Source organism: Halobellus rufus (genome assembly GCF_000739575.1).
Lineage (GTDB): Archaea > Halobacteriota > Halobacteria > Halobacteriales > Haloferacaceae > Haloquadratum > Haloquadratum rufum.
This window is the reverse complement of the sequence record NZ_BBJO01000003.1, coordinates 42376-56712: the sequence shown is the minus strand read 5'-3', so window position 1 is coordinate 56712 and position 14337 is coordinate 42376. Positions and strand designations below refer to the sequence as shown.

The 14337-nt window shown below is 69.0% G+C and carries 17 protein-coding genes; 6 read left to right on the top strand and 11 right to left on the bottom strand.

All coding sequences use genetic code 11. The features are described 5' to 3' along the window. The first annotated feature begins 332 nt into the window (after positions 1-332). From ACP99_RS02010 to ACP99_RS02000, 3 genes are all read left to right on the top strand, one after another. On the top strand, positions 333-1145 hold the full coding sequence (locus ACP99_RS02010; RefSeq protein ID WP_197052337.1) for a bacteriorhodopsin: 813 nt from the start codon (positions 333-335) through the stop codon (positions 1143-1145). Positions 1146-1379: 234 nt separating this feature from the next. Further along, positions 1380-1601 (top strand): hypothetical protein, encoded by a 222-nt coding sequence (locus ACP99_RS02005; protein ID WP_049984994.1) that lies wholly within the window; start codon positions 1380-1382, stop codon positions 1599-1601. Then, a complete protein-coding gene (locus tag ACP99_RS02000; protein WP_049984993.1) occupies positions 1594-1971 on the top strand; it encodes a hypothetical protein in 378 nt (125 codons plus the stop codon). The genes ACP99_RS02005 and ACP99_RS02000 overlap by 8 nt, the downstream gene beginning before the upstream one ends. Here the strand turns inward: ACP99_RS02000 and ACP99_RS01995 are convergent. Then, the gene (locus tag ACP99_RS01995; protein WP_049984992.1) at positions 1968-2180 is read right to left on the bottom strand and encodes a hypothetical protein; all 213 of its coding nucleotides are present in this window, start codon (positions 2178-2180) and stop codon (positions 1968-1970) included. The two genes, ACP99_RS02000 and ACP99_RS01995, sit on opposite strands and share 4 nt — an antisense overlap. Before the next feature lie 450 nt (positions 2181-2630). Here ACP99_RS01995 and ACP99_RS01990 point away from each other — a divergent pair, with 450 nt between their 5' ends. Then, complete coding sequence (locus tag ACP99_RS01990; RefSeq protein WP_049984991.1) at positions 2631-2933, top strand: hypothetical protein; 303 nt, start codon at positions 2631-2633, stop codon at positions 2931-2933. 15 nt (positions 2934-2948) lie between these two features. On the opposite strand, the gene ACP99_RS01985 is transcribed toward ACP99_RS01990, so the two are convergent. The 9 genes from ACP99_RS01985 to ACP99_RS01945 form a co-directional block, all read right to left on the bottom strand. Further along, on the bottom strand, positions 2949-3557 hold the full coding sequence (locus ACP99_RS01985) for a translation initiation factor IF-2 subunit beta (protein WP_049984990.1): 609 nt from the start codon (positions 3555-3557) through the stop codon (positions 2949-2951). Between the two features lie 101 nt (positions 3558-3658). Further along, a complete protein-coding gene (locus ACP99_RS01980; protein WP_049984989.1) occupies positions 3659-3898 on the bottom strand; it encodes a hypothetical protein in 240 nt (79 codons plus the stop codon). 122 nt (positions 3899-4020) lie between these two features. Then, positions 4021-5139: a deoxyhypusine synthase gene (locus tag ACP99_RS01975; protein ID WP_081927044.1), complete on the bottom strand. Its 1119-nt coding sequence runs from the start codon at positions 5137-5139 to the stop codon at positions 4021-4023. 80 nt (positions 5140-5219) lie between these two features. Next, complete coding sequence (locus ACP99_RS01970) at positions 5220-5990, bottom strand: Nif3-like dinuclear metal center hexameric protein (RefSeq protein WP_049984988.1); 771 nt, start codon at positions 5988-5990, stop codon at positions 5220-5222. A 36-nt stretch (positions 5991-6026) separates the two neighbouring features. Beyond that, positions 6027-6854, bottom strand: a complete 828-nt coding sequence (gene speB / locus ACP99_RS01965) for an agmatinase (protein WP_049984987.1) — start codon at positions 6852-6854, stop codon at positions 6027-6029. A gap of 6 nt (positions 6855-6860) precedes the next feature. Continuing rightward, positions 6861-7235 (bottom strand): translation initiation factor IF-5A, encoded by a 375-nt coding sequence (locus ACP99_RS01960; protein ID WP_049984986.1) that lies wholly within the window; start codon positions 7233-7235, stop codon positions 6861-6863. Positions 7236-7364: 129 nt separating this feature from the next. After that, on the bottom strand, positions 7365-7832 hold the full coding sequence (locus ACP99_RS20340) for a DUF5518 domain-containing protein (protein ID WP_197052330.1): 468 nt from the start codon (positions 7830-7832) through the stop codon (positions 7365-7367). A 132-nt stretch (positions 7833-7964) separates the two neighbouring features. Further along, positions 7965-9647 carry an ABC1 kinase family protein gene (locus tag ACP99_RS01950; RefSeq protein ID WP_049984985.1) on the bottom strand — a complete coding sequence of 561 codons (1683 nt, stop codon included), beginning with the start codon at positions 9645-9647 and terminating at the stop codon, positions 7965-7967. Positions 9648-9654: 7 nt separating this feature from the next. Then, a complete protein-coding gene (locus ACP99_RS01945; RefSeq protein WP_049984984.1) occupies positions 9655-10023 on the bottom strand; it encodes an Hsp20/alpha crystallin family protein in 369 nt (122 codons plus the stop codon). A gap of 282 nt (positions 10024-10305) precedes the next feature. Between ACP99_RS01945 and ACP99_RS01940 the strand changes: the two genes are divergently transcribed. Together ACP99_RS01940 and ACP99_RS01935 are read left to right on the top strand one after the other, a co-directional pair. Then, complete coding sequence (locus tag ACP99_RS01940) at positions 10306-11610, top strand: molybdopterin molybdotransferase MoeA (protein ID WP_049984983.1); 1305 nt, start codon at positions 10306-10308, stop codon at positions 11608-11610. Next, positions 11607-13529: a molybdopterin biosynthesis protein gene (locus ACP99_RS01935; protein ID WP_197052329.1), complete on the top strand. Its 1923-nt coding sequence runs from the start codon at positions 11607-11609 to the stop codon at positions 13527-13529. The genes ACP99_RS01940 and ACP99_RS01935 overlap by 4 nt, the downstream gene beginning before the upstream one ends. Positions 13530-13579: 50 nt before the next feature. Here ACP99_RS01935 and ACP99_RS01930 read toward each other — a convergent pair whose 3' ends face one another. Further along, positions 13580-14287, bottom strand: a complete 708-nt coding sequence (locus ACP99_RS01930) for an HAD family hydrolase (RefSeq protein WP_049984981.1) — start codon at positions 14285-14287, stop codon at positions 13580-13582. Positions 14288-14337: the final 50 nt, after the last annotated feature.

Genomic DNA, 14337 nt, shown 5'->3' with positions numbered 1-14337 from the left:
ATCTGGAGTGACGTAACTTCGCTCAGAGAGACCCTCTATGCAACTGGAACGGCCTCGGCACTCACAATCCACCCACAGAGAATGTGTTTAGCGGCTCTGTCGGGATCGCTCAACCCGTCACTGCCGTTCACCACATCTCTGCGAGTGTATGGAGCGAACCCCGGTCGCACTCGAGAAACGATTCGGGACAGTCTCCACACACCTGTCATCTTCCACAGCCGGACGGTCGCCGGTGACCGGCCCGACCACCGCGCACCGGCCGTCGGTAGCGTGCCGCTTACTTTCCTCGTCCGATCGCTCCGGTCAGTATGGTCTCACCGTTATCGGGGGCAATGCTGCTCCCACTGCAACTAGGACAGCGTGCGGTGCTGGCCCGCATCCGTGACGACCTCCTGTTGAGCGCGTCACTGTGGACCAACGTTGCACTGGCCGGACTCTCGGTACTGCTGTTCCTCTATATGGCCCGCGACGTGCGAAGCCAGCGTGCTCGCCTCATCTTCGCGGCGACGATCTTCATCCCGCTGGTGTCGCTGTCGAGCTATCTCGGCCTGGTGTCGGGGCTGACGGCCGGTCTCCTCCAGATGCCGGCCGGGCACACACTCGCCGGCGAACAGGTGCTCGTCCAGTGGGGCCGCTACCTCACTTGGACGCTCTCGACGCCGCTCATCCTGCTCGCGCTGGGACTGCTGGCAGATGCCGACCCGGTGGACCTGGCTGCCGTGATCGCGGCCGACGTCGCGATGTGCGTGACCGGCCTCGCCGCAGCCCTGACTGTCTCGTCGTACGCCTTTCGGTGGGCGTTCTACGGCGTCAGTTCGGCGTTCTTCCTCGTGGTGCTGTACGCGCTCCTGGCCCGGTGGCCCGGCTCGGCGGTGGCCGCCGGCACGGACGAGATATTCGACACGCTGCGGACCTTGACCGTGGTGCTGTGGATCGGCTACCCGGTCGTCTGGGCGCTGGGCGTCGAGGGCCTCGCGCTCGTCGACTCGACGGCGCTTACCTCCTGGGGCTACTCGGTACTCGACATCGGATCGAAGTACGTCTTCGCGTACCTGCTCCTCGGCTGGGTGGCCAGCAACGAGGAGACGGTGGTGGGCGGCGCGCTCGGTGCGGCACGCGGTGACGTCTCGGCAACACAGGACTGATCTCGGGTTCCGGTAACGCGCACGGAGCCGAGGTCCTCCGTTTTAGAGGCCCGTAGCGGCCGTCCCGTCCGAGGACAAGACGAGGGCTCCATCGCTCACTTGATGCCGATTCACGAAACGCGAACGCAGCGGTAACCGACTGAGTACCAAACGACGACTATCGGTACGCAACGCGCATCGACCTGTATGTACCTGGAAAACACTGTTTTTCAGCTGTCTCCCGGATGATACTGTATGGCTGAATCACCAGTCGCGGAGGAACGAATCGACGAAACGGCAACGTGGCCCGAGTTGGCTATCGGTCTCTACGACAGGTTGACCGGCCGTGATGCCGAGATAATCTACGAGTTCGAGGATATGGCGGTCGAGGTTCCCAGCAAAGTCGGTGACGACGCCGACCACGCCCACTGGCGACTCGACGGTACGGTTCGGATCACGACCCGAAAGCGTGACTGACGGCAGCGACCCCGAGTCGGTTCCACTCACGGTCACGACCGACCTCACTCTGACGGTCGATGGGACGGACGCGGCGCTCCGCTCGACTGGGGAGCGACTGTTCATCGAGTTCCCGTCAGTCGTCTCGGCGGTGCAGGCGCTCCGCAGTCTGCCGCCGACCGAGCACAGGCGTCTGCATTCGATGCTGACGACGGCGGATCTCACACTGGAGATTCGGGCCCGAAACCGCACCCTCGTCGCGCTCGGCGCCGGAACCAGAAGCGGCCCGCTCGCACGACAGTTGGGTATCGACCCGGTCGAACTCAGACCCACCGGGGTCCTCTCGGCGCTCTGGGCCGGGGCCGTCGCCACGGTGGATCGCCTCCGCTAGAGCGTGCATTCGACCAATCTGGCGGGCCTGTCGTCGACGGTATGCGTCGGCACTCCCTCCGAGCCGCTGTCAGAGTCGCACCTGTGTACGATGCCTTCGTCGTCGAGCGCTGGCGACGGGCGGCCATAAGAGCCCTTCTCCCACTTCCCGCGCTCGAACGCTCCATCATCTAGTTCGACTCCGCGAAGTTCGAGGAGAAGTTCGTCCACTACTCCGCGGAACTGGAGACGGCGTACGTTTCGCTCTCCCAAAGATGGCGACCGTCGACGAAACGCCGTTCCGGAGCGCCTGCTTTCTCGGTGAGTCGTGCGTCGTGTTGTACCCGACGACGTGGCGGAACGCGAATGGGACCTGCCCAGCGACGGGGCGACGTTCGACGCCGTCTCGACGCGTGTGCCGGCCCCATTCAGCACGAGCTGCGCGACATCTTCGAGTTCGAAGGATGACGTTCGTGCACTCCTCCTCGAAAGTGTGTGGATAGAGAACTGGCCTCGGCACTCATAGGGTTCGTCGTCGCCGAGCGCCACCCCGGCTCGGAACGGTGCCGTCGTCATCGGCCGATCGACTGTAGCGAGGGGAGTTCAAAGAGCGTTGCGAGGCGGCGGCGACGACCGATCGGACGGTCACCTATTTGAGTTGTCGAAAGAATCGTTCCGCCGATGCCCTCCAGAATCCGCGACGCGCTGTTCAGTGAGCCGTCCGGCCGACGCGCCGCGGCGGTGATGTTCGCCGGGTCGCTCGCTTTCGCGGCGCTGTACGCCTACAACTGGGTCGTCGGCAGGTCCGCCTTCGTCGGCGGACTCGCTCTGATGCTCGGCTCCGCGCTCTCCGGGGTCGCGGAGTCGCTTCCGCCGGATCGGCGGCGGGCGGCGGGTGCCCTCCGCATCGCCGCGGTCCTCGTGTTGCTCTCGCTGCTCGTCGCTATCGCCGTCGCTCCGGAAACGATCGTCGACGGTCGATAAAGACGCGAAAGTCGCTTAGACGACGCGGGCGAACGCGAGCGTCCCGCTCGTGCGCTCGATGATCGCGCGAACGGTCTGGCCCTCCTGCGCGCCGGAGACGAAGATGGTGAACTTGCCCTTCTCTGCGACGCCGTCGCCCTTCCGACCCGTGCCGGTGATCTCCAGTTCGTAGGTCTGGCCCTCCTCGACGGCCGGGCCCGACTGGGTCTGTGTCTTCGCCGCGCGCTTCGCGACCGGGCGGAAGGCCCCGCAGGCCTCACAGCGGAGCATGTCCACGCCGTCCTCTGTGACGAGGCGGGTGTCGGGGAGGCCACACTCCGTACAGGTGACGTACTCGGCGACGTACTCGTCGATGGCGTCCTCGAAGTCCGCGACGGTGAACGAGCCGTTGTAGCGGGCGCGGTCGTCCTCAAGCTGGCCGTTCGTCCCGAGTTCGCGCTGGATGTTCCGGTGGACGTGCTCGACGTCGCGACCGAGCGCGTCGGCGATGTCCCCGAGGTTGGTCAGTCGGGTGAACGCGCCGTCGGTCTCCCCCTGCGGGTCGGGAATGCTGAGTCGGGACTGCTCCTCGTTTCGCTCCGGGAGGGCATCGAGTGCCCTGTCGAGTGAGTCTGCGTAGTTCATACCTCCAAGAATGGACGGGACGGTAAAGCCGTTCCGTGTGTCGCGTTGTCGCGCGAACGGGCACTACCGGCGCTGTCGCGGGGGCCCGGCTCTCGAAGCGTTCACTCCGAACCGGGCGAGATCACCACGAGGTTCGCCTCGTCGACGAGGTTCCGCAGGCGGTCGGACGCCGCGGGATCGAACTGCCGCTGGCAGCAGTCGATCCAGGCGTCGGCGGTCTCACGACGGTCGGGGCGCTCCGGCGTCGACTCGGTCGTCTGTCGGGAGCCGCTCTCGTCCGGACCATCGTCGGTCTGCGGGTCGGTGCGTGTCGGGCGTGCGTGTCTGACGTTCGTGCTCACTGGTGTCGAAGTCGCGTGGTGGTCGTACGGCGGTACGCGTCGGCGGAAAACGGGTCAACAGCGTACGCGTACGAGCGACATACCGAGACGGTCGCGCGTATCTATAATAAAAGTTAGTGTTGTTACTCGCCCGCGCGCTCCCTCGCCGCGGCGACGACCAGCGGCAGGGTGACGGTCGCGTCGCCGACGACGGTGACGTTCCGCGCTGACTTTTCGAGCTTCCCCCACGAGCGCGCCTCGTCGAGCGTCGCTCCGGAGAGCCCGCCGGTGTGGTCGGGGTCCATCGTCAGCTGGACCGCGTAGTCGTAGGCGTCGGGGATCGTCAGCATCGTCTGCAGCACGTAGTTCTTCGGGACGCCACCGCCGACGACCATCGCGCCCGCCTTCTCGGCGTCGAAGGCGAGATCCGAGAGGTGCGTCATATCGCCCAGCGCGTCCAGTCCGAAGTCGGACGTCTGAGAGTACACCCACGCTTGGATTCCCAACACCGAGTCCTGAATCGCCGGGCAGTAGATCGGTACGTCGTTCTCGTACGCCGCCGCGGCGATGCCGGCGTCCTCGTCGACGTCGCGCTCGCGGTTCTGCTCGGCGTTCGCTCGTCCCAACTCGGCGGTGAACTCCTGGATCGACACCCGTCGCTCGACGTTCGGAAAGACGTTCTCCCGGAGGTGCGACTCGAAGAGCGCGAAGTGCTCCTGGGGGAGGTAGACGTTGTAGATCCGGTCGACCCCCTCGTCGCGGAGCGACTCGTCGTGCTCGCGGGCCGTCTCGCCGGTCGGCTCGGCGTCCGGCGCGGCCGGGTGGGGGTCGTGCGGCTCCGCGCGGCCGTGGTGGTGCTTGCCGCCGATCGCCTCGATGGCGTCGTGCGTCAGGTTCGCGCCGGTCGTCACGAGGCCGTCGATGTGGCCGTCGCGGATGAGGTCGACGACGATCTGCCGCATCCCGGTCGGCACCATCGCGCCCGCGAGACCGAAGAAGTTTCGCACGTCCTCGTCGGCGAGCATCTCCGCGTACACGTCGACGGCGCGGTCGACGCTCGCCGCGCCGATCCCCGCCTTGCCGTACTCCTCGGCCAGTTCGCCGACGGTCATTCCGCCGCGGACCCGCGCGTGGCCGATCGGGGCCTCGTGGAACTCCTCGCGGTGCGGCGCGTGTCCCTCGTCCGCGTTGTCGGCTCCGTGTTCGTCCGCGTTGTCGGCTCCGTGTTCGTCCTCGGCGTCGTGCTCCGCGTCGTCGCTCATACTGCGTCCTGTGCGATGCGATCGGTTATGTGTCGCGGTTCTCCGGTCTCAGAGCGCCGATCCGACGGGCCGCCCCAACCTCACAGCCCCGTCGGGTGTTCGAGCACGGTCGTCTCCAGTCCCCACTCGGAAACGAGGTCGGCGAGGGCCTCGACGCCGAAGGTCTCGGTCGCGTAGTGGCCGGCGAGGAAGACGTTGACGCCCGCCTCGCGGGCCTCGTGGTACACCTGCTGTTTCCCCTCGCCCGTGACCAACGCGTCCGCACCGGCGTCGACGGCCTCCGCGAGCCAGTCGACACCGGACCCGGTGACGACGGCGACGTCCTCGACCTCGTCGGGACCGAAGTCGAGCACCTGCGGCGCTCGCCCGCCGGTGTCGAGTTCCGCGAGGCGGTCGCCGATCTCGTCGACCGACCGGGGCGTCGAGAACGCCCCTCGTTGGCCGATCGTCACGGGCCCTAGTTCTCCGAACGGGGCTCTCGAGTCGGCGTCGAGTCCGAGGTGGTCGGCGAGTCCCGCGGCGTTGCCCAACTCTTGGTGGCCGTCGAGCGGCAGGTGCGACACGTAGAGCGCGAGGTCGTTCTCGACGAGCGCCGAGATGTTCTCGTACTCTCGCCCGGTCACCCGATCCAAGCCCCCCCAGACGAGGCCGTGGTGGACGACGAGGACGTCAGCGCCGGCCGCCGCGGCGTCCTCAATCGTCGCGGCGGCGGCGTCGACCGCGAACGCGACGCGTTCGATCGCCCCCTCGTCGGGGCCGATCTGCAGGCCGTTCGGGCTGGCGTCGACGTCGGCGTACGCGTCGATCTCGAGTCTCTCGTCGAGTCGATCGGCGAGCGCTGAGAGTTGCATACGTCGGCGGAGGGCCCCCGGCCGCTTGTATCTGTATCACTCTGCCGCGCCGGCGTGCGAGAACACGAACTCCCGGGCGATCTTCGCCGCCAGCGACGCCGCCTGCCCGTCGTCACGGTCGTTGACCTCTACGACGTCGAAGCCCGCGGCTTGGGGCGCGACCGTCCGGACGACGTCGCGCATCTCCCGCGGGTCGAGACCGAACGGCTCCGGCGTGCCGGTCCCCGGCGCGAACCCGGGATCGGCGGCGTCGACGTCGACGCTCAGGTACGCGCTCCGGCCGTCGAGGTGCGATTCGAGGTCGAAGTCGGAGACGTCTTCGGGCGCGACGGCAGTCACGTCCCCCTCCTCCGCCCGTTCCCACTCCTCCGGCGAGCCGGTTCGCGCGCCGAGGATAATCGCCTCCTCGACGTCGACGTCGGCGTGAGCTTCTAGGACCCGTCGGGTGACGGTCGCGTGGCTGTACTCGTTGCCGTCGTAGGCCTCCCGGAGGTCGAGGTGCGCGTCGAGGCAGACGAACACGTCGGGGTCGACGGCCTCGACGCCGGCGGCGGTCACGGTGTGTTCCCCGCCGAGGACGAGCGGGACGGCGTCGTCGGCGACGACGTCGCGGAGTTCGCCCGCGAGCCACGCGAGGTACTCGGGGGCGTCGTCCCACGCGCGGACGTCGCCGTGGTCGTGGACGGAACAGTCCGAAAAACGCAGGTCGGTTCGCCGGTCGTAGTCGTCGAACGGCCGGGCGAACCGCCGGATTCTCTCGGGACCGAAGCGGGTCCCGGGTCGAAACGAAGTCGAGACATCCAGCGGCGCGCCCACGACGACGTACGCGGCGTCGGTCCGTGATGCGGTCGCCCCTGGGAACATCTCCGATCAGATGATCTTCCGCTGGCCCTCGTAGTCGAGGTATTCGATCTCGTCGTCGGGGTTGAGGTCCTCGTCCTCGGGGATGCGCATCGTGAACGTCTGGTAGGTCTCGAGGTCCATGATCTGGGCGTCGCCGTCGGTGACGGAGACGACCTGGCCCTGCTTTCGCTCGATGATCGGGACCCACACCTTCGCGTCGACGGGCTGGCTCAGCGAGCGCTTCTTGCCGTCGAAGACGCCGCGACCCTCGATCCGTGCCTTCGCGCTCCCGTGTTTTCCGGGCTTCGCGGTGCTGTAGGCGTTGATCTTACACGGCGAGTCGTCCATCATCACGTAGCTGCCTTCCTGCAGTTCGCGGACCTGCTTCTGCTCTTTCGGCATACGTCGGGATTGACGTGTGGTCGGTATAAACGGTTTGGAAACGCCGCGAGGGTCGGTGAGACGCCGATCCCACGCGATCGACCGGGGAGTTCGCTCCGGCCCCCGCCCGCGCTCTCAGTCGCCGGACAGTCAGCCCTCGTCGGTCTCGGTCTCGACCGGTCGGGCCGTCGGCCGCGCGGTCGATTGCTCGCCCGATCGGTCGCTCGACTGGCCCGTCGAGCCGTCGTCCTGCCGCCTGGTGAGGCTCCCGAGTACCCCCGCGGCGACGTTCGGCAGACTCGCGCTCAGGAGGATCGTGGTGGTCGCCTCTCCGGGCGTATCGAGCAGCGGGAGGAGGAACTCGATCGGGAAGGGAAGCGGCGCGTCGGTGACGACCGACAGCGCGACCAGCCCCGGGATGAGGACGATCCCCCACGCCATCGCGGTCAGGAGGCCGTGCCACGCGCCGTCGGACAGCTCCTCGCCGGCGAGGTAGCCCGCCAGCGCGCTCCCCGCCAACCCGCCGACGAGCGTCACGCGCCCCGTCACCGCGAAGACGAGTGCCTCGCTACAGGCCGCGAGTGCGAATCCGCCGGCAACGGCGCGCCACCGCGTCATGCGTGGAGATTCAGGTACCCGCGGATAAACCTACGTGTCAAATACTCACCACTGATAACGTGGGGGGCGGCCCCCCGAGCGTGGGTCCGGCGTCGCGGCCGTGGTCGGCCCCAGCGACTGCGACGTCCTCGCCTACCGCTCCCGATCGCGTCGCTGGCGCATACTCTGTCGGGTGAATTGCGGCTTCGCCCGAATCCCTTTCTTCGCCCGGAACGATCGGTACAGGGCGACGAGCGGGGGTACCGTCAACACCGCCGCGACCGCCGCCGGAAGAGCGCTCGCTGGCTCGAACGCGTAGAGGATCGACGTCGAGAGCGCGCCGACGGCGACGAACAGGCCGTAGACGATCCGCCGGGCGAGGCGGTCGAGCACGTCGTTCTCGTCCTCGAGCCGCACGTTGACGGCGAGGTTCTCGTTCTCGACGCGGTCGAGCGCGCGGTTCAGCTTCGGCGGGACCTCGAAGAGCGCCCGCGAGGTCTCTTGGATCTGCTTTCCGCCCTCTTCGATCAGCTGTCGGGCGGTCTCCTCGTAGTAGCCCTCCTCTTGGAGGTAGTCGGTCGCCACCGAGATGAAGTCGAAGTCCGGATCGAGCGTCACGCAGACGCCCTCGACGACCGTCGCGACGCGGAGCACCAAGGCGAGATCGCGCGGGAGTCGCAGCGGGAACTCGTAGATCGTCGACTCCACCTGTTCGATGATCTGCTGGACGCGGTACTGTTCGATGTCCTCCCCGCGGGCGTCCGCGATGGCCAGTTCCATCACGTCGCCCATCACCTGCCGGTCGGCCTCCGGCGAGAGCGTCCCCATCTCGATGAGCGTGTCGAGGATGGCGTCGATGTCCTGGTTGGCGACGGCGACGTAGAAGTCGATGATCTTCTCCTGGATGAACGGCTCCACCGTCCCCGACATCCCGAAGTCGTAGAAGATGATCTCCCCGCCGTCGGTGACGGCCAGGTTCCCCGGGTGCGGGTCGGCGTGGAAGACGCCGTCGTCGACGATCATCTGCAGGTAGACGCGCTGGAGGGTCGTCGCCAGTTCCGTCCGGTCGATCCCCTTCTCGTCCAGCGCGTCGACGTCGTTGATCTTCGTCCCCGGGAGGTACTCCATCGTCAGCACCCGCGGCCCCGACCGCGCTTCGATCGGCTGTGGGATCCTGACCGTCGGGTTCTCGGCGAAGTTGCCCTTGATCTCTTCGAGGATCCGCTTTTCCCGACTGTAGTCCATCTCCTGTCGGATCGTCTTCGCGAACTCGTCGGTGAGGTTCTCCAGCGAGAACGCTCGCCCCTGTCCGATGAACCGACGGATGATCGGGATCGACCACCGCAGCACCCGGAGGTCGGCCTCGACGAGTTCCTCGATCCCCGGCCGCCGGACCTTCACCGCGACGGGGTCGCCGTCGTACCGGGCGGTGTAGACCTGCCCGAGGCTCGCCCCGCTGATCGGGTCGCGGTCGAAGTCGTCGAACGCGTCGTCGACGGGGCCGAGTTCCGCTTCGAGAACCTGTTTGGACTCCGCCCACGGTGCGGGCGGGACGTCGTCTTGGAGGCTCGACAGCACGTCGATGTACTCCTTCGGGAGGATGTCCGGCCGCGTCGACAGGAGCTGTCCGAGCTTGATGAACGTGGGCCCGAGCGTCAGCAGCGAGTCGAGCAGGATCTCGGCCCGCCGGACCCGCGTCTCCTCGTCGACCGCCCGACGCCCGCCGAAGAGTACGTACCGCCGCCGGTCTCTGGTGTAGGCGACGATCAGCGGGAAGAACTGCCTGACGACGACGAGAAACCGCCAGTACGCGCGGAGGTTCACCAGCGTGACCACCCGGCGGTTACGCGTCGTCTCCGGTCGACGTGATCGGAATCGTTCGCTCCGGGGCGGCGTCCCGCTTCGGCAGCGTGACCGTGAAGACGCCGCGGTCGGCTTCGGCGGACGCCCCCGCGCCGGTCGCGTCCGGCGGCAGCGGCAGTTCGGCGTCGACGAACAGCGACCGCTCCTCCTCGAGGTAGCTGAACTCCGCGGGGACGGCCTTCTCTCGTCTCGCCTCCACCACGAGTCGGCCGCGTTCCACGCGCAGTTCAGCCGTCTCGGCCGTCACTCCGGGGAGGTCGAGCACGATCCGGTAGGCGTCGTCGGACTCCAACAGATCGGCGAACACCGACTCCGGCAGTTCTCGGAGCGCGTCCCGCAGTGCAGTCATACCACCATCTAGGGATGGCGGGTCGAAAAAGGCCGCGGTTGGGTTTCGCGAAATCGGCCACAAGAGCTATCAACGGCTGCGAGCGCGACTCTTTCCGGAACGCGACGAACGCAGCGGGTGCAGCAGGTTGCTCGCCCGATCGCACGACGGCGTCCCTCGCCCGATCGCACGACGACGTACATCCGAGTGCGTGGGGACGTGCAGACGCGACGGTACTTCGCCTCGGTCCGGCATCCGAGCGCGTGCCGCGGCTCTTTTTGTACTCCCGGCCCTACGGCGGGTATGGATTCTGCGGATTCCGACGAGACCTCCGGCGGCGACGACGCGCCGCCCGAGCGGCGCTCGGCCGGGTTCAAACACCGAACTCGGATCGACGAGGCCCGCCGCACGCTGCTCGAAGCGGCGACGCCGCACGAGAGAACCGAACGGCTCGCGCTCGTCCCCGCCGACGACCGGGCGCTCGCCGAACCCGTCTCCTCGCCGCGGGCGGTCCCCGACTACGAACGCGCGGCGATGGACGGCTGGGCGGTCCGCGCCAGAGACACCTTCGGGGCCTCCGACCGCTCGCCGGGCGTCCTCCGCGTGGCCGACGGGGAACCCCACTCGGTCCCCGAACGCGAGGTCGCCCCCGAGTCGGCCGTTCGCGTCCACACGGGCAGCGAACTCCCCGACGGCGCGGACGCCGTGGTGATGATCGAACACGCCGACCGCGTCGGCGACGACCTCGAAGTGTTCGACGCGGTCACCGAGGGGGAGAACGTCGCGCCCGTCGGCGAGGACGTCGCCGAGGGCCAACAACTGTTCGAGCCCGGCCACCGCCTCCGCCCGTCGGATCTGGGCCTGTTGAAGTCCGTCGGCGTCGACACCGTGCGCGTATACGAGCGGCCGACCGTCGGCGTGATCCCGACGGGCGAGGAACTCGTTCAGGAGGACCCCGGCCCCGGAGAGGTCATCGAGACGAACGGCCTCACCGTCTCGCGGCTGGTCGAGCGCTGGGGCGGCGACCCCACGTACCGGAACGTCGTCACCGACGACGAGGCCGCGCTGCGGGCGGCGATCCAGCGCGACCTCACGAAGGATATCGTCGTGACGACCGGCGGCTCCTCCGTCGGCGAGCGCGACCTCATTCCCGAAGTCGTCGACGACCTCGGCGAGGTGCTCGTCCACGGCGTCGCGCTCAAGCCGGGCCACCCCGTCGCACTCGGGATCGTCGAGGACACGCCCGTGATTATGCTTCCGGGGTACCCCGTGGCCGCGATCATCAACGCCGTGCAGTTCCTGCGCCCGTTGCTCAAGCACGTCGGACACCTGCCGGACGCGAAGCCGCCGACCACGCGAGCGACCCTGGCGCGCAAGATCCCGAGCGAACCCGGCGTGCGGACGTTCGCGCGGGTTCGGCTGGAGGACGACGCGGGAGAGGACGCCGACGATGGAGACGCCGCGACCGCGACGCCGACGCGCGCGTCCGGCTCGGGCGTCCTCTCCTCCGTGGCGCTGGCGGACGGCTGGGTCGCCGTGCCTGAGGGCCGAGAGGGCTACGACGAGGGCGAGACCGTGACTGTGGAACACTGGGAGTGGTCGCCGTGAGCGACCGCAGAGAGTTCCACGACCTCGTCGACCCCGCGGTCGCCCACGAGACGATCGAGTCGCTGAACCTCGACCCCGAGCCCGAATCCGTCCCGCTCGACGAGGCCCGCGGTCGCGTGCTCGCCGAGCGACTCGACGCCGGCCTCGACGTGCCGGGGTTCGACCGCGCGACGATGGACGGGTACGCCGTCCGCGGCCGCGACACCTTCGGGGCGGACGAGGCCGACCCAGTCGAACTCGATCTCGTCGGTGCCGTCCACGCGGGTGTCGAACCCGACGTCGTCGTCGGCGAGGGAGAGGCCGCCGAGATCTCCACCGGCGCGGTGATGCCCGACGGCGCGGACGCCGTCGTGATGGTCGAGCAGACCGCGGAGCGACGCTCCGACGGCGATCCCGACGGGGAGCCGTCGGCTGTGGCCGTCCGGAAGGCCGTCGCCCCCGGCGACAACGTGATGGTGGCCGGCTCCGACATCGCCGCCGGCGCGCGGGCGCTCGGCCCCGGCACGCGGCTGACGGCGCGCGACGTCGGCCTCCTCTCGGCGCTCGGCGTCGACGAGGTCCCCGTCCGCGGGAAGCCCACGGTCGGCATCGTCTCGACGGGCGACGAACTCGTCCGTCCGGGCGAGGAACTCCACAGCGAGCGCGGCCAGATCTACGACGTCAACAGCTACACGATCGCCGCGGGCGTCGAGGAGGCCGGCGGGGAGGCGACGCTCTACCCCCACGCGGGCGACGACTACGACGAGATGGAGCGGCTGCTCGTCGAGGCGGCCGCCGAGTGCGATCTCGTGCTCTCCTCGGGGTCGACGTCGGCCTCGGCGGTCGACGTCATCTACGACGTCATCGAGGAGCGCGGCGACCTCTTACTTCACGGCGTCGCGGTCAAGCCCGGCAAGCCGATGCTCGTCGGCGAAGTCGGCGAGAGCGCCTACGTCGGCCTCCCGGGCTACCCGGTCTCGGCGCTCACGATCTTCCAGACGTTCGTCGCGCCCGTCATCCGCGACGCCGCGGGGCTCCCGGAACCGCAGACCGCGACCGTCCGCGGGAAGATGGCCCTCCGCGAGCGCTACGCGGAGGGGCGGCTCCGACTGATGCCGGTCGGGCTCGTCACCGACGAGGCGGGCGAGACGCTCGTCTACCCCGTCGACAAGGGATCGGGCGCGACGACGTCGCTCGTCGAGGCCGACGGGGTCGTCGCGGTCGACCCCGACACGGAGTACCTCGCCGCGGGCGAGACCGTCGACGTGCAACTGTTCTCGCCGGACGTGCTCGCGCCCACGCTGTTCGCCGTCGGCGAGGCGGACCCGGCGCTCTCGCGGCTGCTCGACCGGCTCGAACGGCCGCGCTTCCTCCCGGTCGGGAGCCGCGAGGGGCTCCGACGCCTCGGCGGCGGCGTCCCCGACGTCGCGGTCGTCGCCGGCCCGGTCGAGCGCGACGTCGAGAGCGTCGACCTCGGCGGCTGGACGCGCGAGTGGGGGCTCGTCGTGGCGGACGACAATCCCGCAGAGATCGAGGGACTCGCGGACCTCGTCGACCGCGACCTCGCGTTCGTCAACCGCAACCGCGACGCCGGCCTCCGCGCGAGCCTCGACGCCGCCGTCGACGACCTCGTCGACGCGCGCGGCGAGAGCGACGGCTCCCGACGGGAGGTCACCGAGTCGATCCGCGGCTACGAGGTCAGCACGAAGGGCGTCGAGAGCCCCGCACGCGCCGTCGCCCGCGGCGACGCCGACGCCGGACTCGGGCTCCGCGCGACGGCTGACCGGCTCGGCCTCGGGTTCGTCCCGCTCGGGACCGAGTCGGTTCGCGTCCGCGCCAATCCGGCCCGAACCGAGAAACCGGGCGTCGAGGAGCTTCGGTCGCGGCTGGCGGCCGCCGACGACGTCTTCGCGTCGCTAGCGGGATACGAGTCCGACTGAGGGCTCTGTCGCCTGTTTTTCACGCGTTCACAGCCGCCCGTTCGCCCCGACTACCGCTCGTAGCCGCCGTCGGCGGCGACGTCGCGACCGCGAGCGGTCACCGAGAGCTCGTCGAACGAGCCGACGCGGTGGTCCGCGAGGACGCAGCGCCCGCGGCGCTCCGGCGGGTGTCGCTCGACGTGGATCCCGTCGAGCCCGGCGTTCCACGCCGCGCCGACGTCGCTCGCGCCGTCTCCGGCGAGGACGCCGCGACCGGGGCTGTCGGGGTCCCGCCCGAGCCGCTCGATCGCGTGATAGACGGGCGCGGGGTCGGGTTTCCAGCCGAGGTCCGTGGTGCAGGAGACGAACGAGTCGAACCAGTCGCCGACGTCGAGGTGCTCGACGACCGGCTCCGCGAGGAACTCCTGACAGTGGGTCACGACGCCGATCGGCACGTCCGCGGCGAGGAGGTCGGCGACGAGCGCCGCGGCGTCGTCGTGGAGGTACGTCGCCTCCGCGCGGGCGGCCGGGTCCTCGACGTCGTGGAAGACCGGCCAGAACGTGTCGGGGTCGATCCCCCACGCGCGGAGTTGCGGGTCCCGCGCGCCGCCGAGTCCGTGCCAGAGGACTTCGGCCTCCCGGTCGGTGAACTCCCGGCCCAGCCGGTCGCCGACGCGGTCGAACACCTCGCGGGTGTAGGACCACTCGGCGTCGACGAGCGTCCCGTCGAGGTCGAACAGCCAGAAGTCGTAATCGAGTGGGTCGGCGTCGGCGGTCATCGGCGGTGACTACGTCGCTCCGCCGTAAGTGCATTTCGTCGGTTCGACTC